The sequence below is a fragment of the Streptococcus henryi DSM 19005 genome (assembly GCF_000376985.1).
In the GTDB taxonomy this organism is placed as follows: domain Bacteria; phylum Bacillota; class Bacilli; order Lactobacillales; family Streptococcaceae; genus Streptococcus; species Streptococcus henryi.
Map to the genome: position 1 here is coordinate 132,724 of NZ_AQYA01000034.1, position 21,993 is coordinate 154,716.

Genomic DNA, 21,993 nt, shown 5'->3' on the forward strand with positions numbered 1-21,993 from the left:
TTTAGAAAATGCTATAGAACTAAGACATCCACAAACAATTTCTAGCTGTAGCTCAAACAAAGTTACCGCTACCATTTTTATTATGGTTACTTGCTTATATTTTAAAACTATATCAATTAAGTGTCAAGATTTTTTGGCAATTTTCTAACTTTTATAAGCATCACTGCAAAAAGAAAAGACATGCAGAATCTAGAAAAAATGAAGTTGGACAAATAATCCAAAGCTCTGTAATAAAGTTCGGAATAAGACCAAGACACTGTAGCCTAGTGGATAATCCTTCGCTTTTTCAAAGCTCTAATATTGACGCTGACTAAATCAGCTTTATCTCCCCCAGACTGTTAGAGCTACTAGGCTTGCGGGGCTCCAAGAGTCTGGGGAGAAAGTCTTGGAAGTCGGCAACTTGAAATTAAGACTTGCCGAGTGAATGAGCCTGGGGAGAGTCTCTTTCAGCCTGAACCTAGAAATGTGGATGTGAGGGGAATTCTTTTGTTAAGATACAAAGCCGTTAAGCGACACAAGGCAAAATAGGAAACGCAACGACGGCGCTTGCGTCTAGGCGTCGTTTATACCTAAAGGTATCCACACCTGTAATCAGCTGAAGCTGAAACAGTTGCGTATTTTTTTGCACAGTGTCGTAGGAGAGTTCAATTACATTTGTCGAGTTCTGTCCCACTCCCAATACAAACTTTGACATTTCTTATCACAATAATTCAAGTCAGTTTAAAGTTTAATGAGTTGTCAGCTCAATTTGGTTACCTTCTGGATCGAAGATGACAGCCTCATAGTAGCCGTCTCCAGTTGTACGAGGACCAGATGTTAGCTCAAAGCCATCTTCAACAAATCGCGCAGCCATTCTGTCAACATCTTCCTTACCGCCTACTGCGATTGCCAAGTGGGTAAAGCCAAAGGTATTCTTGTCGCCTTCCACGATATCTGGACGATGGCAGAGCTCCAAACGTGCGCCATCTGAGAAGCTCAAGAAGTAAGATGAGAAGCCTGTTCTTGAATTATGATAGAGTTCTGTAGAAGTTGCTGCAAAGTATTTCTCATAGAAAGCCTTCATCACTTCTAAATCATTTACCCAAAGGCCTACATGTTCAATTGAAATTGTCATTCTATTTTCCTCATTTCTTTTTATGATTATAGTATAGTATTCTATGCACTCATTATCCTCTACTATCATCTTTCATTATGATACTATCCTATGATTATCTCTATGAAATCTACTTTTTTACTTGTTGCTATCTTTCATTGACCATTTTTAAGCTTTTGATAGTATAATAGTAAGGTAGTTACTAGTGATTTTCTAGAAAACACTTACCCTAATTTAAAATATGAAAGAAGGTCCATTTATGGCTATTACACATAAGAGACAAGATGATTTAGAAACTATGTTTGCAAGCTTTGCTAATTTCCCAGATTTAGGAAGTGACCCTAACAAAGATGAGGAAGAGAACGACGAAAACAAAGATCATTCTGAAAAGGCGACTAAATAAGAGGCATGGAAGTATTTAATCAATTACCAGCCAGCGTTCTTCAGTGGTTTGCCATATTCTTATCAATCATTATTGAAGCTCTGCCATTTGTCCTACTAGGAACCATTCTATCAGGCTTCATTGAGGTCTATGTAACCCCTGATTTTGTCCAGAGATTCCTGCCCAAGAATAAATTCTTGCGCATTCTCTTTGGGACCTTCATCGGCTTTGTTTTTCCTTCCTGCGAATGCGGTATTGTTCCAATCATCAATCGTTTTTTAGAAAAGAAGGTGCCCAGTTACACAGCTGTCCCCTTCCTAGCGACAGCTCCCATTATCAATCCCATCGTGCTCTTTGCCACTTATTCAGCCTTTGGAAACTCCCTGCGCTTTCTCTTATTGCGCTTGCTGGGGGCAAGCATCGTCGCCGTCGTGCTAGGACTCATGCTGGCCTTTGTCGTAGATGAGAACATCCTCAAGGACAATGCTAAGCCCGTGCATTTTCACGACTATTCCAATGTTAAATGGTATAAGAAAATTTTCTTTGCCCTAGCCCATGCTATTGATGAGTTTTTTGATACTGGTCGTTACCTAGTCTTTGGTACCTTAATCGCGTCAGCCATGCAGGTTTACCTGCCAACTCGTATTCTAACGAGCATCAGCGGTAATTCCTTGACTGCTATTTTAGTCATGATGCTGCTGGCCTTTATCTTATCACTTTGTAGTGAAGCGGACGCCTTTATCGGAGCCTCCCTCCTATCCACTTTCGGCGTGGCACCTGTGCTGGCCTTCTTGCTAATTGGTCCCATGGTTGACATTAAAAACCTAATGATGATGGCTAATTCCTTTAAAAGGAGTTTTATCCTTCAGTTTGTCGGTGTCTCAGCTAGCATCATTATTATCTTTTGCTTGATTGTGGGGGTGATGTAATGATTCGATTTTTAATCTTAGCAGGCTACTTTGAATTGTCCATGTACCTTCAGCTGTCTGGCAAGCTGGACCAGTACATCAACACGCATTATTCCTACCTGACCTATATTTCCATGGTCCTGTCCTTCACCTTAGCTATCGTCCAGCTCACAATTTGGATGAAAAATATGAAGTTGGATAGCCACTTGTCTGGAAAAATAGCAAAGCTGACCAGCCCAATGATTTTAGTCTTTCCGGTTTTAGTGGGTTTGCTAGTGCCGACTGTCAGTCTGGACTCTAGGACCGTATCAGCCAAAGGATACTCATTTCCACTGGCTGCTGAGTCTTCAAAAACAGGAGTCAGCGACGATGGTACCTCCGTCCAGTATTTGAAACCTGATACCAGCGTCTATTTCACTTCAGCTGCCTACGAAAAAGAAATGCAGTCTGAACTGAAAAAATATAAGGGAACAGATGCCCTGACCATCACAACCGAGAATTACATGGAAGTGATGGAATTGATTTACCTCTATCCTGACGAATTTATGAATAGGGAAATCACATACACTGGCTTTGTTTATAACGAACCAGGACACGAAGGCTACCAATTCCTATTCCGTTTCGGTATCATTCACTGTATTGCCGACTCTGGCGTCTATGGTCTCCTCACTACTGGAAATGATATCAGCTATGAAGACAATACTTGGATTAAAGCAACAGGTACGATCAGTTTAGAATATGACCAATTGCTACAACAGACTCTTCCAGTTCTTCAAATAACTGAATTGACTGAAACAGCTGAACCTAATAACCCATACGTTTACCGCGTCTTTTAAAAAATTTCTGACAATATAGCAAAAACTATCAAAGAGAAAATCTTCGATAGTTTTTTTAGTTGATTATGAAAAAATAAACCCTAAATAATACCTTCTAAGAGACCTCGCATAAAGTCTTCTGAATTGAATTCACCAATGTCATCAATCTTCTCACCAAAACCGATGAATTTGACAGGAATATCTAGTTCCTGACGGATGGCTAAGACGACACCACCCTTGGCAGTTCCATCAATCTTAGTCAGGATTAAACCGGTAAGGGGTGTGATTTTTGAAAATTCCTTGGCTTGACTGAGGGCGTTCTGTCCAGTTGAGGCATCCAAGGCAAGCAGGGTTTCATGTGGTGCGTCAGGAAGGACGCGTTTGATAATGCGACCCATTTTTTCAAGCTCTGCCATAAGATTCTCTTTATTTTGCAAGCGACCTGCAGTATCAATCATGAGGATATCCACTTTTTCAGCGACAGCTTTTTCCATACCATCAAAAACAACAGACGCTGGGTCAGCTTTTTCTGGTCCAGTTACGACAGGAACATCGACACGGCGACCCCATTCAGCTAACTGAGCGACCGCACCTGCACGGAAGGTATCCGCAGCAACCAACATGACTTTCTTACCAGCTTGTTTGTACTTGTAAGCAAGTTTTCCGATTGAAGTTGTTTTCCCGACACCGTTAACCCCGACAAAGAGCATAACTGTCAAGTCATCCTGCATGTTGATGCGCTCATTGTAGACGCCATCTTTTTCGTAGATATCGACCAACTTTTCAATGATAACGCGTTTTAGATCATCTGCTTTTTTTGCTTTTTCAAGCTTAGCCTCATAACGAAGGTCCTCTGTCAACTGAGTAGCGACATTGACACCAACGTCTGACAAGATAAGCATCTCTTCCAACTCTTCAAAGAATTCTTCGTCAACCGTACGGAAATTGGCTAAGAAAGCGTTGAGTCGAGCTCCAAAGCCTGTACGAGTCTTTTTAAGACTGCGGTTGTATTTTTCTTCTTTTGTTTCAAACGCTGGCGCTTCTGCTATTGTTTCTTCCTGAACTGGTTCGACCTGCTTAACTTCAGGCTTAACAAAAGTCCCGTCCTCAATTGATTTTTCAATGGCAGCTCGTTTAGCATAATAATCAGCCATAAATGCTGACGCAGCAGCATTAGTCTCATTTTTTACTTCACTTGAACTTGTTTCTGGGGAAACAACCTCGTCACTGTTCAAGCTATCTTGAACAGAATCACTAGCATCAATAACTAGGTTATTGCTATCCAAATCTTTTTCATCAGAAATTGCAGGCTCAGCTGATTCAGCCAGACTACTTGCCCCAAAATCAGTTGCCGCACCTTGAATTTTTTCAAAGATGATATCGTCATCGCTTACCTCTGATTCGACAATTCGATTGATATTGTTAAATTCTTTTTCTTCAACAACCATATCAAAATCTTCATCCAGTGAGCCATAATTCTCAGCAGTTTCTAACTCATTAAGTGAATCAACTACTTCTTCTGTTTGCTCACCAATCTCTGGTGAGAATGAATCTTCCAATTCTTCTTTTTGTTTTCCGAATAAACGGTCAAATAATCCCATCTTATAAACCCAGTCGTTAAAACGACCCTTTCTAATCTTGACTTAAAATATATTTCTGCACTGCTTCGGCAACGCCAGACTCATCATTGGTACGAGTTGTGACTGCGTTAGCTTTTTCTTTGGCAATAGCTACGCCATTAGCCATAGCAACACCCCAGCCAGCCCATTCTAGCATACTAAGGTCATTTTCCTCATCTCCCATAGCCATTACTTCTTCTTGTTTAATGCCAAGGTGCTTGATTAGCAAATCCAATCCAAAAGCTTTATGAACACCTTTGGGCATCATTTCAAGAATAATCTCACGTGATTTAAAGACTTCAAATTGGTCATATAATTCACTAGGAAGTTTGGTAATTTGTTGATCGAGAAAATCTTCGTCAATTACAACTACAACCTTATTATAAACGATATCTTCAGGAATTTCTTCAAATGTTGGAACCTGAACGAAATCTAGCATCGGGTTAGCCTGATGATAGAGGGAGTGATTGCCTCTACTTGGGAGGCTGTATACAATCCCTTCACTAAGGACATCCATAGGAAGTGCAAGGGGTTCAATGATATCATAAATTGTTCGCAACTCTTCCCTAGTCATAACATTTTTATCTAAAATGTCACCATTATTGCGCTGAACAAGCCCCCCATTGAAGGTGATACTATAATGTTCTTCGTTATAAAGGTCCAAGTCTTCTAAAACATTTTTAATGGCAATCAAAGGACGGCCCGTAGTAATGACAACATGGACTCCTCTTTCTTCAGCAGCTTTCAAGGCTTTTCGGTTCTCACTCGTTACTTTTTTATCTTTTGTAAAAAGCGTTCCATCCATATCTAGTGCAAGTAACTTAATTGCCATCTTATTTAACCATTCCTTCCATATAAGCCATCACCGACTCCTCGTGACAAGGTCCGATAATTTGTTGAGAGATTGCTTTTATTTCATCTCTTGCATTTTCGGTGGCAATAGCTGTGCCTGCATATTCAAGCATTTCAAAATCATTTAAGTTGTCTCCAAAGGCTATAATTTCAGATTGACTGATGCCAAAATGCTTACAGATTTCTGCTATTCCTGTACTCTTGTCGACATCTCTTAAAATAATATCTATTGATTTGAAGCCAGTTGTCACTGCTTGAACATAGGGGATTTTTTGATTAACCCAGGCTTCTCCTTCTCTCACTGTCTCTTCAGCAAAGTTTGCTGTTAATTTGAAAATCTTATCACTCAGATTATCAAAATCAGGAACACGCTGAACATTCTCATAATAATGACTGATAAAATCCACATAGTCCTTACTAGACTTGTTATGGACGTAGGCACCTTTTTCACCTGATAAAAGAAAATCATAATCAGCCATATAAGGAATACCAAGTAAGGTTTTTGAAATATCCAAATATTGATCAGAAGATAAATTAGCCTCAAAGATGATGTCATCACCAACCTTTACCACATTCCCATTTTCAGCAATAAAAATGATTCTATCCGCAAAATCTTCAAACATTTTTGTCAAAGCTAAAAGTGATCTCCCGCTAGCAACTGCAAATCTAATACCTAGATCATCAAATCTATCTAAGACAGCTTCAAGACGGCTAGCATTGTACTGTCCATTGCCATCCAAAAAAGTTCCGTCCATATCCGTTGCTACTAATTTTATCATCGTCATACCCCTAAATGTTTACGTATTTATATTGTATCAAATTTTAAGAAACTTTTGGGAAATTCCAAAGGAAATCTGAAAGCATATTTAAAGCTTTTTCTAAAGATTTTTCTAAAAACACAAAATTTTTTTCGAATTACTATATTGAATACAAAAAGGAGTTTACTATGAAAAAAACATCAGCTATCGCACTTACATCTAGTCTCGTCTTACTTTTGTCTACTGGCAGCTATTTTGCTCTAAAAGACAGGGACACTAATCCTATTCCTAACCGAGTAACTACTAAAAACTCAAGCTCAAAGATTGATCGTAATCCCAAAGATTTGGAGTCAAAAACTCTACCTTCAACATCGACTACTCCTACACAAGCAACCCCCTCACTCCGTGCAGATCTTCTAGCTAAACCTGTTGAACAGAAAGTAACCGATGATCATGTTAATGAAGGGCAGTCAATTCTAAACAAACGCCAAATTAGTAACCAATCAAGTCAATTCAATTTCTACAATCTATCGATGGGAGACTTTTCAAGTCTATCAGGAACTTGGTCTGACGCCAATGGGTATACCTTTGAATTTAGCCCTCAGGGATTAGTTAGCATTGATGGAAAACTAACAATGTCACCAATTAACTATGATGCCAATGGCGAAGCAGTTTCCTATGTCGATGTTCTTGAAGGACAAGGTAGCGGTGGTTTCGTCTTGTATTTTTATCCCGCAGGTCTAGAAATCCCTACTTGGCATTTTGGAATTACAAAGTCAGACCCCTCAGACTTTGGTCGCGACCGCTTATTTGCCAGCCAAACTAACCGCTTTGACTTTGAATCAACAAGTCAATTTGTCAATTCTGTTTTCTACAAAGTTTCTGACCTCTACACCCAGGTTCAAGCAGAAGACAAAATTACAGAAGATACTGACGTGATTGAGGAAGAAATCAAGCAGGAAATCGAGGAAAAAAGCCAGGGAGAAGCCTCTGACTCAATTAGTGAAGGGCATTCTGAAACCAAAACTGGTGAATAACAAACAATCCCAGCTCATTTGAACTGGGATTATTCTATATCATGTGGATTAATTGACTAAACTTTCAGCATCTTTGAGTTTAACAGATACAATCTTAGAAACACCAGATTCCTGCATGGTAACACCATAAATGCTATCTGCGGCAGCCATTGTCCCCTTGCGGTGAGTAACAACAATAAATTGACTAGACTTATCAAAACGATTGAGGTAATCCCCAAAACGTTTGACATTGGCCTCATCAAGCGCAGCCTCAACTTCGTCAAGTATCACAAAAGGAATCGTTTTGACGCGGATAATGGCAAATAGCAGAGCAAGTGCTGAGAGTGCCTTCTCTCCACCAGACATAAGGTTAAGAGATTGAATCTTCTTACCAGGAGGTTGCACTGAAATCTCAACACCTGCATTAAGCAAGTCACCTTCTGTTAAATAAAGATCAGCTGACCCTCCACCAAACATCTGAGTAAAAGTTAGTTTAAAACTTTCTCTAATAGCTTCAAAAGTAACTCTAAAGCGAGATTTAACTTCTTCGTCCATATCATTGATTGTCTCAAGAAGAAGATTTTTGGCATGGACAAGATCTTCCTTCTGACCATTAAGGAAAATCAAACGGTCGTTAACTTCATCATATTGTTCAATAGCCTCCAGATTTACTGGTCCTAGTGCTCTTATTTGACGACGTAAATTCTGTAATTCTTGTCTTGATTCAAGAATATCTTCCAAGATATTAGCTATTTCCTCTGCTTCTTCAAATGTTACGCTATAGTCCTCTGATAACAATCTAGAATGGTCACGTAAACGATCTGATAACTTATCTATTTCAGCTTCATGCTGAGCCTGTTGACGAATAAGGCTTTCATTCTGCTGACTAGCCTTCTGTACTTGTTCTGTAACATCATCCAAAGCAGCTTCACAATCTTCTAATTCAAAACGTAATTGGATTAGACGCTCTTCATCTGCAGATTTACGGCTGATTGCTTCATCCAATTGTTTTTCAAGTGTTGGAAGTTCTTGTATTGGAAGGTTCTCAGCTTGAGCAATAAGAAGTTCTTCTAGCTGGCCTATTTCAGTTTTAGTTTGTGATAAGTTAATTTCTAAACGAGTTTGATTGCTATGTTCAAACTTCTTCTCACTGAGGAGATCACGTTCCTGCAATTTAGCCTGAGAGAGTTGATTGTTTAATTCTGTGACTTTAAGGTTAATTGAATCCTTATCGGCCTTAATTTTATCAATTTCAGCTGTCACCTTTTCCTTTTGAACACCAATCTGTTCAAGTTGGTTTTCCAAAGCATTCCTTCGACTATCAAAGTCTGAGCTATCAGCACTGCTACTGCTTGCTTTCAGTCCTTGATAAACTTTTGTCAAATCTGTTAAACGGTCAGCAATTTGCTGATACTCAAGCTCTGCCTTTTGCTCAGCCAAGCCTGCAGACTCACCCTGATTTTTCAGGCTTTCCAGTTGACTTTGCTGCTCTTTCAACCTTTCTTGAAGAGAAGATACCTCAACTTCTTGCTGACGTAAGTCTTGTCTCGCTTTTTCAAGTTCTACATTAATAGAATCTAGCTCAGGCTTGATAAAGGTAGTATTATTTTGACGATTAGCACCACCAGAGAAAGAGCCGCCAGGGCGAAGTTCTGTACCATCCAAAGTTACCAATCGAACTTGATAATTAAGAGCACGCGCAGCTTTATTGGCATTGTCAATCGTATCAAAAATAGCTGTCACACCAAGAAGATTTTTAAAAATTGACTCTAGTCGGGGCTCAAAACTCACTAAATCACTAGCAAGACCAAGAAAACCAGGACTTGTTTCTAATTTAGACTGGTTTTGACTTGATAGTTGACGAGCTTTTATCGTTGTTAATGGTAAGAATGTAGCACGCCCCTGACGATTTTGCTTTAGGTAAGCAATTGAGCGTTTAGCAGCAGCTTCATCTTCTACAATGACATGCTGAGCGCTTCCGCCCAAAGCAATTTCTAGGGCAGTTTGATAGTTGCGATCAAAAGTTAAATGTTCACTTACAGCACCGATAAGGCCACCGATTTGTTGACTGGCCTGTAAGACAGATTTTACACCGACATAAAAATTGCTATGACTTTTAAGAATCGCTTCCAAACTATTCTTTCGAGCCTCTTTTGATTTGATATCATCCATGACATCAAACATCTTAGTCTGCTGAGTTTGATAGCTTTCTTCACTTTGCCTTACTTCATGATAAAGGTTTTGATAGTCTTGACGGAGTTTAATTAAATCAGCCTTTGCTGACTCATATTTTTCAAGAGCTTCTTGCCCCGAATATTTAAGTGAGTTAAGCTGCTCTTCCAAGTTAACAAGCTCTGCGGTTTGATTCTCAGACAGTTGCTTTTGATTTTCCATTTCAGAAATCAACATCGTCAAGTTATTGGAAAGCTCCGCTTCTTTTTGCATGAGAGAAACAAATTCTTCTCGAAGATTCTCAATAATTTGATCTGGATCGGTAGAAAAGAGAGCAAGTTCCTCTTCAATTTTTAGGATTTTCTCTTGAGTTTGAGAAAGCCTTTGCTCCATCTGGACAAGGTTCTGTCGCTTAGTCTCTAATTCAAGTTCGAGTTCTTCTTTTTGATTTATTAAATCTTGCAGACGACGTTTTGCTTCCTGTTTTTTCTCCTCAGATTGACTAGATTGCAAACGAATCACATCAATTTTTCCTTCAGTTTCAGAAATCAAACGTGTTAAATCAACCAAAGTCCCTTGCTTTTTAGCAATTTCCTCAGATAAACTATGTCGCTTGTCCTTTAATTTTTGATTTTTTTCCTCTAAACGTTGACGTTGCTCATAATAAGTCGACAATTGTTCTTTAACACTTGCTAAATCATCATTTTCTTTAGATAATTTTGATTTATCATTTCGAATATCTTCAACAAGAATATCTAACTGCAATTGTTTGCGCTTATCTTCCAAAACTAAGAACTCTTTAGCAGTCTGAGCTTGTTTTTCCAGAGGCTTAACTTGCATTTCTAATTCGTAGATAATATCATCTAAACGATCCAAATTGTCTTGAGTCTGATTGAGTTTTGTCTGAGTTTCTTTTTTCCGTGTTTTATATTTCAGAACACCAGCTGCTTCTTCAAAAATAGCACGGCGCTCTTCAGGTTTGCTATTAAAAATTTCCTCAACACGACCTTGGGAAATAATGGAGAATGAATCACGACCTAGACCAGTATCTAAAAATAAATCATGAATATCACGAAGACGAACTTTTTTACCATCAATGAGATAATCACTGTCACCATTACGATAAATGTGGCGTTCAACTCGAATTTCTTCTTTGGCATCTTTGATAAATCCGTCACTATTATCCAAAGTCACAATGACCTGTGCAAAGTTCAATGCTTTTCGACTTTCAGTACCCGAAAAAATGACATCTGGCATCTTGCCACCACGAAGACTCTTCGCAGAAGACTCACCCAAAGCCCATCTCAGACTTTCAGTAATATTAGATTTCCCAGAACCATTAGGTCCTACAACCGCCGTGACACCTTTATCAAATTCAATTTTTGTTTTATCTGCAAAGGACTTAAAGCCTTGCATTTCAATTTTTTTTAAAAACATAGGTAAGCATAAAGAACTACTGTTACCAGTCTAGCTCCTACTTATTGTCCTTTCCCTTTCATTTTTTGAAACACCTCAAGTGCCTTTTGCGCAGCAGCTTGCTCGGCTAATTTTTTTGACTTTCCAATCCCATTGCTGATTTCTTCACCATTCACAAAAACTGTCATTTCAAAAGTTTTTGCATGGGCTGGTCCTGTCTCACTTGTTACCTTATAATCAATTGATACATCACCTTTAGTCTGCAGTAACTCCTGTAATGTCGTTTTATAGTCCTTTACTCTCTCAAAATTACCTTCTTCAACCTTAGGTATCATAACTTGATTGAGAAATTTTTCAACACTTTCAACACCTTTGTCTAATAGCAGAGCTCCGAGAAAGGCTTCAAAAAGATCTCCAAGAATTGTATCACGATCACGTCCACCAGACTTCTCTTCTCCCTTGCCGAGACGAATGTAATCATCAAAACCACACTGTCTAGAAAAGCCTGCCAATGATTCCTCACGAACAATTGCAGATCGCATTTTTGACAGATCTCCCTCAGGTTTCTTAGGGTATTTCTTAAACAGATATTTCGAAATTAATAATTGAAGAACCGCGTCTCCTAAAAATTCCAAACGTTCATTATGTGAAATGTTTAGGAGGCGATGTTCATTGGCATATGAAGTATGTGTGAAGGCAGTTTCTAGCAAAGAAATGTCATTAAAAACAATGCCAAATTCACTCTGTAGTTTACTTTCTAAAGTTAACATAAAAAATCCTTTCAAAATTACTTGTGTCACTTATCCAGACACAACTCATTATATTTTACCATAATTCTAGAAAATGGTTGCAGAAAAAGCAAGGAGTATAATGAACCTAGACAAAAAACTCATTTTTTATTGAAAAAACTTAAAAAATAAGAAATAATTCTAACCAAAACCACTAAGGAAGTTTGCATTTTTCTTCAGAAAGCGTTATCATATTATTGCAAATCATTTGCCAGAATTTTTTCTGTCAAATCGACAATATATCACTCCTTTAGAAAAGAGGTACCAAAATGAAACTCATTGGACTAGTTGGAACTAACTCCACTAAGTCAACTAATCGCCAGCTTCTTCAGTATATGCAAAATCACTTTGCAGACAAAGCTGAAATTGAGCTCGTTGAAATAAAAGATCTCCCTGTTTTTAATAAACCAACTAATAAGAAAGTTCCTGAAATTGTTTTAGAAATTGCAGAGAAAATTACAAATGCTGATGGACTTATCATCGGTACACCAGAATACGACCACTCTATTCCTGCAGTTTTAATGAATGCATTAGCTTGGCTTTCTTATGGAATATATCCATTACTCAATAAACCTGTTATGATTACAGGAGCTTCATTTGGAACCTTGGGGTCATCTCGTGCGCAACTACAGTTACGACAAATTCTTAATGCTCCAGAATTGAAGGCTAATGTTTTACCTGACGAATTTTTACTTTCTCATTCTCTTCAAGCATTTGATAAAGATGGAAATTTGGTAGATCTTGAAATCATCCAAAAATTAGATGCAATCTTTGATGACTTCCGCCTTTTCGTCAAAATCACTAATAAATTGTCAAATGCCAAGGAATTATTGCACAAAGAGGCAGAAAACTTTAATTGGGAAAGTCTATAAAATCTAGGAAAGGGTATTAGTAATGAAATTCGTTGGAATCGTCGGTTCAAATGCCGATCAATCATATAACCGTATGCTTTTGGAATTCATCCGAAAACAATTTAAAGTAAAATTCGAACTTGAATTGTTAGAAATTGATGAGGTACCAATGTTTAATCAAGATGAAGATTGGAAAGAAAGTTTTCAACTTCGTCTTATTTATAATAAAATTACACGCGCTGATGGTGTCATCGTAGCGACACCTGAGCACAATCACACAATCACAGCAGCACTTAAGAGTGTCCTTGAATGGATGTCTTATGAAGTCCACCCATTTGAAAACAAACCCGTCATGATTCTTGGAGCATCTTACTATGATCAAGGAACCTCACGTGCACAAGTTCACTTACGAAAAATCTTAGAGGCCCCCGGTGTCAATGCTTATACACTTCCAGGAAATGAATTCCTTCTTGGAAAGGCAAAAGAAGCTTTTGACGAGAAAGGAAATATCATCAATGAAGGGACTGTTAAATTCTTAGAGCTCTGCCTTGATAACTTTGTGAAATATGTGGAGGTTGTATCTACATTGAAAAAACCAAAACTGATTGAACCAGAAGATTTGGATTGCAATCATCCAATAGCAACAACTGTAACAGACGTTGACCCTGATGATCCAGATTGGGTGGAAAAAGTAGCTAAAATCACTGGAGCTGTATCTGGAAGTACTTATGTTAAACTTGACCATGGTATATTAACAGTTGATCAAATCAATATGTTCCTTAAGTCAATGCCATTTGAATTGACATATGCGGATGATAATAACCAATTTCTCTATTACAATAATGCTCACCAAGATCCAGATACCATGTATGCTAAACGCGTACCTTCTCAATCTGGTAGTCGTATGTCAACTGTTCATGCTTCGCTCCCTCCACAACGCATGAAAAACGTTGAGTGGGTAATCGGTACACTTCGTAATGGTAATCAAGAATATGTGCGTACCTTGATTCCAAATCCAAACCCAGCTGTTCTGAATACTCATAACTATCAAGCAATGTACTATAATGATGGTTCATACGCTGGTATAAATGAAATTGTATTCAACTTCAAACCATGGTTGGACTGGTATCTTCAGACAACTGGACAACGACTTGTCGGCGGTAATACACCTGCTAGTCCAGCAACACATGTTGATGCAAGTTCTGGTGCTTCTGATAGTTCTGTAGGGGGAGCTGTAACAACAGATGCTGACTCTGGAGCATCATCACATTAAATAAATATGAGGCGATACAGAATTCAACAGGATTAAAAAGAATTCATCATCCCACCCACAAAAACCTAGCAGGACAATCTGAACTCTAAAAAACAAAAGAATTTTCACTAGGCTAGTGTCTTGGTCCTATTTCAAAAAATAAAACGAGGTTGTGACTTTTGCCCAACCTCTTTGTTTTTATCATACTGATTAGACTTTCTGTCTGCATTTCACATAAAAATTAAATGTTCAAAGGAGTAAACTATGTCACCATTTCAAGAGAAGGTTGGCGCAGCTTGTGAAAAAAAAGAAGCGCTTTTCAATGAGAGCCTTGGGCGCTATGCACTTAGATCAATATTTGCTGGTGCCTATCTCACTATGTCTACAGCAGTTGGGATTATCGGTGCTGATGTTATAAATACTGGATTTCCTGCACTTTCACGCTTTGTTTTTACTTTTATTTTTGCCATTGGACTTATCTATGTGTTGGTTTTTAATGGAGAATTAGCAACTTCCAATATGATGTACCTAACAACTGGTGCCTACTACAAACAAATCCCTTGGAAAAAAGCTATAATTATTCTGCTTTATTGTACTTTCTTTAATTTTGTTGGAGCCTGTTTGCTTGCTTGGCTCTTCAATCAATCCTTCTCTTTCATGAATTTAGGAGATAAGAGCTTCGTTGTGAATGCAGTCAACATCAAATTATCAAAATCTGATTGGAGTAATTTTATTGAAGGTATCACAGCAAATATGTTTGTTAACATTGCTATCTTAGGGTACATGCTTTTAAAAGAAGAATCTGCAAAATTTTTCGTTGCTCTCTCAGCAATTTTTATGTTTGTCTTCCTTATCAATGAACACCTTATTGCTAATTTTGCATCTTTCATGTTACTTGCCTTCAATCATGTTCGAGAAAATGTTCCAGACTTTAATCTAATCACTATCCTTCGCCAATGGATAGTGGTATTCTTAGGTAATTGGCTTGGTGCTGGCTTGTTTATTGGGATAGCATATGCTTGGCTCAACCAAACCAAAACTAATCATAAAGAAAGCTGATTATATTAGATTGCTATATGTATATCAACATCATAATTAATAGTCAACTTGAATTAAATTACTTTCTAAGAATTATAAATATGTAAAATACCTTGGAGAAAATAAGAAATCTCCAAGGTATTTTATTAATCTTTTTTATCTGGAATAACTCTAAAAAGATAATAAGTAATAAATAGAGTTAATAAAAATAATGCAAATTTGGCCCAAAGTATTGGCGCTACAAAAATAGAAATTCCCATCAAAAGATATATCTGCCAAATTATTTTCTTCTTTCGGTCATAAGAAATTGTTTTGCTTTCAGCATAATCTGCCACATAGAACTTATACAGCTTTGTTTTCCTTAGCCAAATTTCAAATTTCTTTGAACTCCGTGCAAAACAGTAACCTGAAAGTAAAAGAAATGGTGTTGTTGGCAATATTGGTAAAAGAACTCCTATTGCACCTAGAGCAAAACTAACAAAACCAAGTGAAGTAAATAATAAATTTTTCATTTTTTATATTCCTGTCAATGGCAGTGCTTCATCTGGTGATGTATCAAAAACCTTCATCTCGGTTCCTACACCAAAATCTGCCTTTGCAAGATTGTTTTCCATAGTCATATGAGCAAGTTCTTTAATGTTATTTTCTTTACTCAAATGTCCAAGATAGATTTTCTTAGTTCGATTACCAATTGTTCTAATCATTGTTTGAGCACCATCCTCGTTAGACAAGTGACCCTTATCTGAGAGAATTCGTTGTTTAAGACTCCATGGATAAGCTCCCGAACGTAAAATTTCAATATCATGATTAGATTCAATTAGATAGCCATCTGCATTCTCAATCAAACCTGCCATACGATCACTAACATAACCTGTGTCAGTTAACATAACAAACGATTTATCATCCTTCATAAAGCGGTAAAACTGAGGATCGATTGCGTCGTGACTGACACCAAAGCTCTCAATATCAACATCACCAAATGTCAGTGTTTTTCCACGTTCAAAGACATGTTTTTGAGCGACATCTAATTTACCAATCATGTTACGCTCGTCCATGATTTTCCAAGTATTTTCATTAGCATAAACATCAAGATTGTATTTTCGTGCCAAGACACCTACACCTTTGATATGATCAGAATGCTCATGAGTAACAAGTATTGCATCTAAATCTTCCGGTTTACGATCAATTTCAGCCAAAAGACTTGTGATTTTCTTTCCTGTCAACCCTGCATCCACCAGGATTCGTTTTTGAGCCGTCTCCAAATAAAAACTATTCCCAGTTGAACCTGATGCTAAAATACTATATTTAAAACCTTTATCTGACATCTAGTTTTCTTCTTCATCCTCCCATTCATCGTCATAAATCGCTGAATCTTTTTCATATGGCAAAACAATGGTAAAGGTTGATCCTTTGCCATAAGTACTTTTTGCCCAAATGAATCCTTTATGCTGTTTAACAATCTCTTTTGCAATAGACAATCCAAGTCCAGTACCACCTTGAGCTCGACTTCTGGCCTTATCAACACGATAAAATCTATCAAATATTAAAGGCAAATCTTTCTTAGGAATACCCAATCCTTCATCTGAAATGGAGATAATCAGCTGACTATCAGTAGTCTTCATACTTACTGTTATCTGACCACCATCAGGTGAATATTTTATGGCATTATTAAGAATATTATCTAAAACTTGAGTCATCTTATCAGTATCAATCTCAATCCAAATTGAAGTTAAAGGATAGTCCCTAATAATCTCATAGTGTTTCCCACTAATAGTATTTTGATTCTTAATTTGATCAAATCTATTGAGGATAGAAGTCATAAAGGCTGTAAAGTTTGTCATCTCGATGTCCAGTTGAATGGTTTGGTTATCAATTCTAGACAAATTAAGCAAATCAGAAATCATACGCATCATACGATTAGTTTCATCCAATGAGACCTTGATAAAACTTGGAGCAATATCCTCTTTCAATGCCCCTTCATCCAAAGCTTCAAGATAGGACTTAACAGATGTTAAAGGTGTTCTTAGCTCATGGCTGACATTAGAAACAAAGAGTCGACGCTCCCGTTCTTCCTTTTCTTGCTCCGTTGTATCATGTAAGACCGCAACCAAACCTGAAATAAAGCCACTTTCACGTCGATTAAGTGCAAACCTAACTCGTAAGGTGATAAACTCATCAAATTCATTACGACGACTGATAACAACCTCTGGCGTCTGTGAAACCAATTCATGATAAGTATATACACGATCTGTGTTGAGGATATCAATAATATTCAGCTTGAGAGCATCTTCTCTTTTGAGATTAAGCTGTTTTTGAGCCATGTCATTAATCATGGTAATATTGCCAGCTCTATCAGTTGCAAGAACCCCATCAGTCATGTAGGTGAGGATACTAGCCAACCTATTTTTTTCTTGTGCTAGATTCTCGTGAGTTAAGCGAAAGACTTTTGAAAGGTCATTGATGTGAGCGGCTAACTCTACCAAATCTGGATCACCTTCAACATTGATATCCTCAGTATAATTACCAGTTATCAACTCTCTGACCTTATCACTAAGACTACGAATTGTTTTAAAGTTTCGATAATCACGATAAGCTAAATGAATAAAATAAATAGCTACAAAACTCAATAAAATGAGGATAGATAGTTCAAAAAAAGTTAAGTTCCCAACAATATTATTATTGATCATAAGACTTCATAAAATACCCAACACCGCGTCGTGTCAAAATATATTCTGGACGACTTGGTACATCTTCAATTTTCTCACGAAGACGACGTACAGTAACATCGACTGTGCGGACATCACCAAAATAATCATAACCCCAAACAGTTTCCAAAAGGTGCTCACGAGTCATAACTTGTCCCATATGTGTCGCCAAATGGAAAAGCAATTCGAATTCACGGTGAGTCAGTTCAATCTCTTCACCACGTTTTTTAGCAACAAAGGCATCTGGTAAAATTTGCAAATCACCGACTGTGATTTCAGAAGTATTACCTGCATTGTTACTCTCAGCAACAGCAGTTTCAATAGTCTCTGTACGACGTAAATGAGCTTTCACACGCGCTAACAATTCACGATTTGAGAAAGGTTTGGTCACATAGTCATCAGCACCAATTTCAAGTCCAATGACTTTATCAAATTCACTATCTTTAGCTGAAAGCATAATAATTGGAAGGTGACTTGTTTTACGAACCTCTTTTGCTACCTCAAGACCATCCAATTCAGGCAACATCAAATCAAGGATAATTAAATCCGGTTCCTCTTCTTTGAATTTTTCTAGGGCTTCACGACCATCAAATGCTGTGACCGTTTCATAGCCTTCTTTTGTTAAGTTAAATTTAATAATATCCGAAATCGGCTTTTCATCGTCAACAATAAGAATTTTCTTCATCCTATTAAATACCTTTCTAGGTTTTTTACTGACATCAGTGCTAAAAGTAAGCTATACTAACGTACTCGAAAAAAATAATTCTACTTTGAATTATACCAAAAATTCACTCTTATGGGAAATATAGACCCTTCTGACATCATATAGTAATCTTTTTATAACATTAGCAATCCTGATTTATTCTAATTTTCTGATAATATTTGACAGCGTTTTGATTCTATGATAAACTATTTCTATTGATGTTAGGTAATCTAACAAAATACTAGATAAGGAGAAACTTATGGCTCTTATTGAATTTAAGAACGTAGAAAAATATTATGGGAAATACCATGCTCTTAGAAATATCAATTTGGAAATTGAAAAAGGGCAGGTGGTCGTTTTGCTCGGTCCATCAGGATCTGGTAAATCTACACTTATTCGTACAATGAATGCACTTGAATCCATTGAAACAGGAAGTTTGAAAGTCAATGGACATGAGGTTGTTAAAGCATCAGCTAAGGACTTAGTTCAGTTGCGTAAAGAAGTTGGTATGGTTTTCCAACACTTCAATCTTTACCCACATAAAACAGTGTTAGAAAATGTTACTTTTGCTCCAATTAAGGTTCTTGGAAAATCAAAAGCCGAAGCCGAAGCTATCGCTGAAAAATATTTGACTTATGTTAATATGTGGGATCGTAAAGATTCTTACCCGGGAATGCTTTCTGGTGGTCAAAAACAGCGTGTTGCTATCGCTCGCGGATTAGCTATGGAACCAGAACTTCTTTTGTTTGACGAACCAACATCAGCACTTGATCCAGAAACAATTGGTGATGTTCTTGCTGTTATGCAAAACCTCGCCAAAGAAGGAATGAACATGGTTGTGGTAACACACGAAATGGGATTTGCTCGTGAGGTAGCTGATCGCATCATCTTCATGGCTGAAGGTCAGATTTTAGTTGATACAACCGATGTTCAAGGTTTCTTTGATAATCCAACTGAGCCTCGTGCTCAACAATTTTTGAGTAAAGTTATCGACCACACAAGTGAACGTGTTTCAGTAAATTAGGGAGGTCTCTATGAAAAAAATCACCCTATCTATACTTACCCTACTTATGGTCATTTGCTCAGCTATTTTCTTTACAGCAAATGCTAACGCTGATACTACTTCTGCTCAGGTAAATAAAATTAAAGAATCTGGTGTCTTACGTGTCGGAGTGAAACAAGACGTTCCTAACTTCGGTTATCTTGACCCAGATACAAATAAATTCAGCGGTATTGAAGTTGAATTAGCTAAAAAAATTGCTAAAAAACTTGGTGTTAAAGTTGCATTTACACCTGTTACAGCTGCAACTCGCGGTGCTCTTCTTGATAATGAACAAGTTGATATTGTCATTGCAACTTTTACAATTACAGAGGAGCGTCGTAAACTTTACAATTTCACAACACCTTACTATACCGATGCCGTTGGTTTCCTGATTAACAAAGATAGTGGAATCAAGTCATTTAAAGATTTAGATGGCAAAACTATCGGTGTCTCTCAAGGCTCAATTACACAATTACAAATTAGTGAATTAGCTAAAGAGAATGGTATTTCGGTTAAATTTGCAGAGCTTGGTTCCTATCCAGAACTGTCAGTCTCTCTTCGTGCTCATCGCACGGATGCGTTTTCTGTTGACCAATCTATTCTATCAGGATATGTTAGCTCAAAAACTCAGTTGTTGGATTTCACATTTGCAGCTTCTCAATATGGTGTTGTAACTAAAAAATCAAATACTGAATTAGATGAATATTTGTCTGGTCTTATTGATGGATGGACTGAGGATGGAACTCTTCAAGCTATCTATGATAAGTACGATTTGACCCCAGCAAGTATCGAAGAAGACAACTAGAAAGGAGACTTACCATATGTCATCAGCTTTTGAATGGAGTAATTGGTTAGCCTATTTTGCAGACTTTGATAAGTTTCTTTGGGGCTTTCTCTTCACACTCCAAATCTCTATTGGTGCTCTGCTATTATCCCTAATGCTTGGAATAGTTTTTGGAGCACTTTCAACAAATACTAATAAACTGTCACGTGCGATTTCACGCTGTTATGTTGAATTTTTCCAAAACACGCCTCTTCTGGTCCACTTTATGATTGTCTACTATGGTTTGCCTTTGATTTCAAACTATATTATTATGCCATCAATTTATTGGACAGCAGTTATTTGTGTGGGACTCTATCATGGTGCCTATATCGCTGAGGTTATTCGCTCAGGTATTGAGTCTGTTCCAAGAGGACAGACTGAGGCTGCGCTTTCTCAAGGTTTTACCTATAGCCAAACCATGGGCCAGATTATTTTACCTCAGGCAATCCGCACAATACTGCCACCGATGACCAACCAAGTCGTGAACTTGATAAAAAATACATCGACAGTAGCTATTATATCTGGTGCTGATATCATGTTTGTTACTAAATCATGGTCAGCTCTTAACTCAAACTATATCCCTGCATTTGCAGGGGCAGCTCTACTCTATTTTGTTCTTTGCTTCCCACTTGCTACATGGGCTCGTCGCATGGAAGAAAAGAATAAAAATGCTTATAGCTTATAAGGAGGTCGTATGGAATCAATACTTGAACTTTTTAAACCATCTACCTTCAGTGTTATTAGCAATGGTTTAATCTTAACTTTAAAAATATCTTTAATTTCAATTGTATTATCAATTGTTTTTGGGACAATCCTTGCTATTATGCGTAATGGCAAAAATCCTATATTTAAATGGATTTCAACAATTTACATTGAATTTGTTCGTAATGTACCTAACTTGCTCTGGATTTTTACTGTTTTTCTCGTATTTCAGATGAAATCAACTCCAGCAGGAATCACAGCATTTACTATTTTTACTACGGCAGCGATGGCTGAAATTATTCGAGGTGGTTTAAACTCACTTGATCATGGGCAAACCGAAGCTGGCCTTTCTCAAGGTTTCACACAATTTCAGATTATGATCTATATCGTCTTGCCACAAGCCTTTCGCAAAGTTTTGCCATCAATCATTTCTCAGATTGTAACGGTAATCAAAGATACTAGTTTCCTCTATTCGGTTATTGCCCTACAAGAACTTTTCGGTGCCAGCCAAATTCTTATGGGACGTTACTTCGAAGCAGGTCAAGTTTTTGCCCTATACGGTATCATCGCGATCATTTACTTTATTATTAATTTTGCCATTTCAAGCTTTTCACGTAAATTAGCTAAGAAATGGGAACAGGCCGCTGAATAATCAGGGCCTTGTAGTCCAAAATCATACCTGGTAAGCCAATGAAGATCTACCCGGAGACAGACAAGGTGTCTTCAGAAAATCTTAATTTGATTTTCACTGAATATTAGATTTTATAATCAATAGAGCACTGTAGTTATTAGTTATCTCCCTAATGACTACAGTGCTATTTCTTTGCCTCTAAAATCTGAACAACTATTATGATGAATCAAAATCAGATAAAGCAAGCTTAGCAAGTCACAGATAGGGTATATAAACCACCAAAAATGAACTAGAATAAGTTCAAAGATTAGCCTTGGGCAATTATAAACCAAGTCTTATAATTTTTGTTCTCGTGATTCATTGCCATATACAAGGGCACCTATTTTTAATAGAACTCCGAGTAATCGAAGAAATACTAATTAAAAGA

At 37.5% G+C, this 21,993-nt stretch carries 20 protein-coding genes and 1 pseudogene; 11 read left to right on the forward strand and 10 right to left on the reverse strand.

What is annotated here, in order from left to right:
- Nucleotides 1-727: 727 nt before the first annotated feature.
- On the reverse strand, nt 728-1,114 hold the full coding sequence (locus tag F601_RS0107685) for a VOC family protein (protein ID WP_018165092.1): 387 nt from the start codon (nt 1,112-1,114) through the stop codon (nt 728-730).
- A 238-nt stretch (nt 1,115-1,352) separates the two neighbouring features.
- On the opposite strand from F601_RS0107685, the gene F601_RS0107690 reads away from it, so the two are divergent.
- From F601_RS0107690 to F601_RS0107700, 3 genes are read left to right on the forward strand one after another with little or no spacing between them, the layout of a single operon-like run.
- Entirely contained in the window at nt 1,353-1,496 is a 144-nt protein-coding gene (locus F601_RS0107690; RefSeq protein ID WP_018165093.1) for an SPJ_0845 family protein, read from the forward strand.
- A 5-nt stretch (nt 1,497-1,501) separates the two neighbouring features.
- The gene (locus F601_RS0107695; protein WP_018165094.1) at nt 1,502-2,404 is read left to right on the forward strand and encodes a permease; all 903 of its coding nucleotides are present in this window, start codon (nt 1,502-1,504) and stop codon (nt 2,402-2,404) included.
- A complete protein-coding gene (locus tag F601_RS0107700) occupies nt 2,404-3,219 on the forward strand; it encodes a TIGR03943 family putative permease subunit (RefSeq protein WP_018165095.1) in 816 nt (271 codons plus the stop codon). The genes F601_RS0107695 and F601_RS0107700 overlap by 1 nt, the downstream gene beginning before the upstream one ends.
- Nucleotides 3,220-3,299: 80 nt before the next feature.
- Here F601_RS0107700 and ftsY read toward each other — a convergent pair.
- The 3 genes and pseudogenes from ftsY to F601_RS0107715 form a co-directional block, all read right to left on the reverse strand.
- Nucleotides 3,300-4,226: pseudogene (gene ftsY, locus F601_RS13700) on the reverse strand (signal recognition particle-docking protein FtsY); the annotation flags it as partial.
- A gap of 604 nt (nt 4,227-4,830) precedes the next feature.
- Nucleotides 4,831-5,649, reverse strand: coding sequence for a Cof-type HAD-IIB family hydrolase (locus F601_RS0107710; protein ID WP_018165097.1), 819 nt, complete (start codon nt 5,647-5,649; stop codon nt 4,831-4,833).
- A gap of 1 nt (nt 5,650) precedes the next feature.
- Nucleotides 5,651-6,448: a Cof-type HAD-IIB family hydrolase gene (locus F601_RS0107715; RefSeq protein ID WP_018165098.1), complete on the reverse strand. Its 798-nt coding sequence runs from the start codon at nt 6,446-6,448 to the stop codon at nt 5,651-5,653.
- Between the two features lie 167 nt (nt 6,449-6,615).
- Between F601_RS0107715 and F601_RS12465 the strand changes: the two genes are divergently transcribed.
- Nucleotides 6,616-7,464 carry a DUF6287 domain-containing protein gene (locus F601_RS12465; protein WP_018165099.1) on the forward strand — a complete coding sequence of 283 codons (849 nt, stop codon included), beginning with the start codon at nt 6,616-6,618 and terminating at the stop codon, nt 7,462-7,464.
- A 48-nt stretch (nt 7,465-7,512) separates the two neighbouring features.
- On the opposite strand, the gene smc is transcribed toward F601_RS12465, so the two are convergent.
- Both smc and rnc read right to left on the reverse strand, forming a co-directional pair.
- Complete coding sequence (gene smc, locus F601_RS0107725; protein WP_018165100.1) at nt 7,513-11,052, reverse strand: chromosome segregation protein SMC; 3,540 nt, start codon at nt 11,050-11,052, stop codon at nt 7,513-7,515.
- 41 nt (nt 11,053-11,093) lie between these two features.
- A complete protein-coding gene (gene rnc / locus F601_RS0107730; RefSeq protein WP_018165101.1) occupies nt 11,094-11,801 on the reverse strand; it encodes a ribonuclease III in 708 nt (235 codons plus the stop codon).
- Nucleotides 11,802-12,088: 287 nt separating this feature from the next.
- Between rnc and F601_RS0107735 the strand changes: the two genes are divergently transcribed.
- The 3 genes from F601_RS0107735 to F601_RS0107745 all read left to right on the forward strand — a co-directional run bounded on the left by F601_RS0107735 (nt 12,089) and on the right by F601_RS0107745 (nt 14,981).
- Nucleotides 12,089-12,691, forward strand: coding sequence for an NADPH-dependent FMN reductase (locus F601_RS0107735; protein ID WP_018165102.1), 603 nt, complete (start codon nt 12,089-12,091; stop codon nt 12,689-12,691).
- 22 nt (nt 12,692-12,713) lie between these two features.
- A complete protein-coding gene (locus tag F601_RS0107740) occupies nt 12,714-13,943 on the forward strand; it encodes an NAD(P)H-dependent oxidoreductase (RefSeq protein WP_018165103.1) in 1,230 nt (409 codons plus the stop codon).
- A gap of 243 nt (nt 13,944-14,186) precedes the next feature.
- Nucleotides 14,187-14,981 (forward strand): formate/nitrite transporter family protein, encoded by a 795-nt coding sequence (locus F601_RS0107745; RefSeq protein ID WP_018165104.1) that lies wholly within the window; start codon nt 14,187-14,189, stop codon nt 14,979-14,981.
- A 125-nt stretch (nt 14,982-15,106) separates the two neighbouring features.
- On the opposite strand, the gene F601_RS0107750 is transcribed toward F601_RS0107745, so the two are convergent.
- The 4 genes from F601_RS0107750 to yycF are packed head-to-tail and all read right to left on the reverse strand — an operon-like array spanning nt 15,107 to nt 18,350.
- A complete protein-coding gene (locus F601_RS0107750; protein ID WP_018165105.1) occupies nt 15,107-15,472 on the reverse strand; it encodes a YbaN family protein in 366 nt (121 codons plus the stop codon).
- A 3-nt stretch (nt 15,473-15,475) separates the two neighbouring features.
- A complete protein-coding gene (locus tag F601_RS0107755) occupies nt 15,476-16,285 on the reverse strand; it encodes an MBL fold metallo-hydrolase (RefSeq protein ID WP_018165106.1) in 810 nt (269 codons plus the stop codon).
- Nucleotides 16,286-17,647 (reverse strand): cell wall metabolism sensor histidine kinase VicK, encoded by a 1,362-nt coding sequence (vicK, locus tag F601_RS0107760; protein ID WP_018165107.1) that lies wholly within the window; start codon nt 17,645-17,647, stop codon nt 16,286-16,288. It abuts the gene before it with no gap.
- Entirely contained in the window at nt 17,637-18,350 is a 714-nt protein-coding gene (gene yycF / locus F601_RS0107765; protein ID WP_018165108.1) for a response regulator YycF, read from the reverse strand. Before yycF ends, vicK begins: the two co-directional genes overlap by 11 nt.
- A gap of 277 nt (nt 18,351-18,627) precedes the next feature.
- Between yycF and F601_RS0107770 the strand changes: the two genes are divergently transcribed.
- From F601_RS0107770 to F601_RS0107785, 4 genes are read left to right on the forward strand one after another with little or no spacing between them, the layout of a single operon-like run.
- The gene (locus F601_RS0107770) at nt 18,628-19,392 is read left to right on the forward strand and encodes an amino acid ABC transporter ATP-binding protein (protein ID WP_018165109.1); all 765 of its coding nucleotides are present in this window, start codon (nt 18,628-18,630) and stop codon (nt 19,390-19,392) included.
- A 10-nt stretch (nt 19,393-19,402) separates the two neighbouring features.
- A complete protein-coding gene (locus F601_RS0107775) occupies nt 19,403-20,215 on the forward strand; it encodes a transporter substrate-binding domain-containing protein (RefSeq protein ID WP_018165110.1) in 813 nt (270 codons plus the stop codon).
- Between the two features lie 16 nt (nt 20,216-20,231).
- Nucleotides 20,232-20,918, forward strand: coding sequence for an amino acid ABC transporter permease (locus F601_RS0107780; protein ID WP_018165111.1), 687 nt, complete (start codon nt 20,232-20,234; stop codon nt 20,916-20,918).
- Between the two features lie 9 nt (nt 20,919-20,927).
- A complete protein-coding gene (locus F601_RS0107785; protein WP_018165112.1) occupies nt 20,928-21,587 on the forward strand; it encodes an amino acid ABC transporter permease in 660 nt (219 codons plus the stop codon).
- Nucleotides 21,588-21,993: the final 406 nt, after the last annotated feature.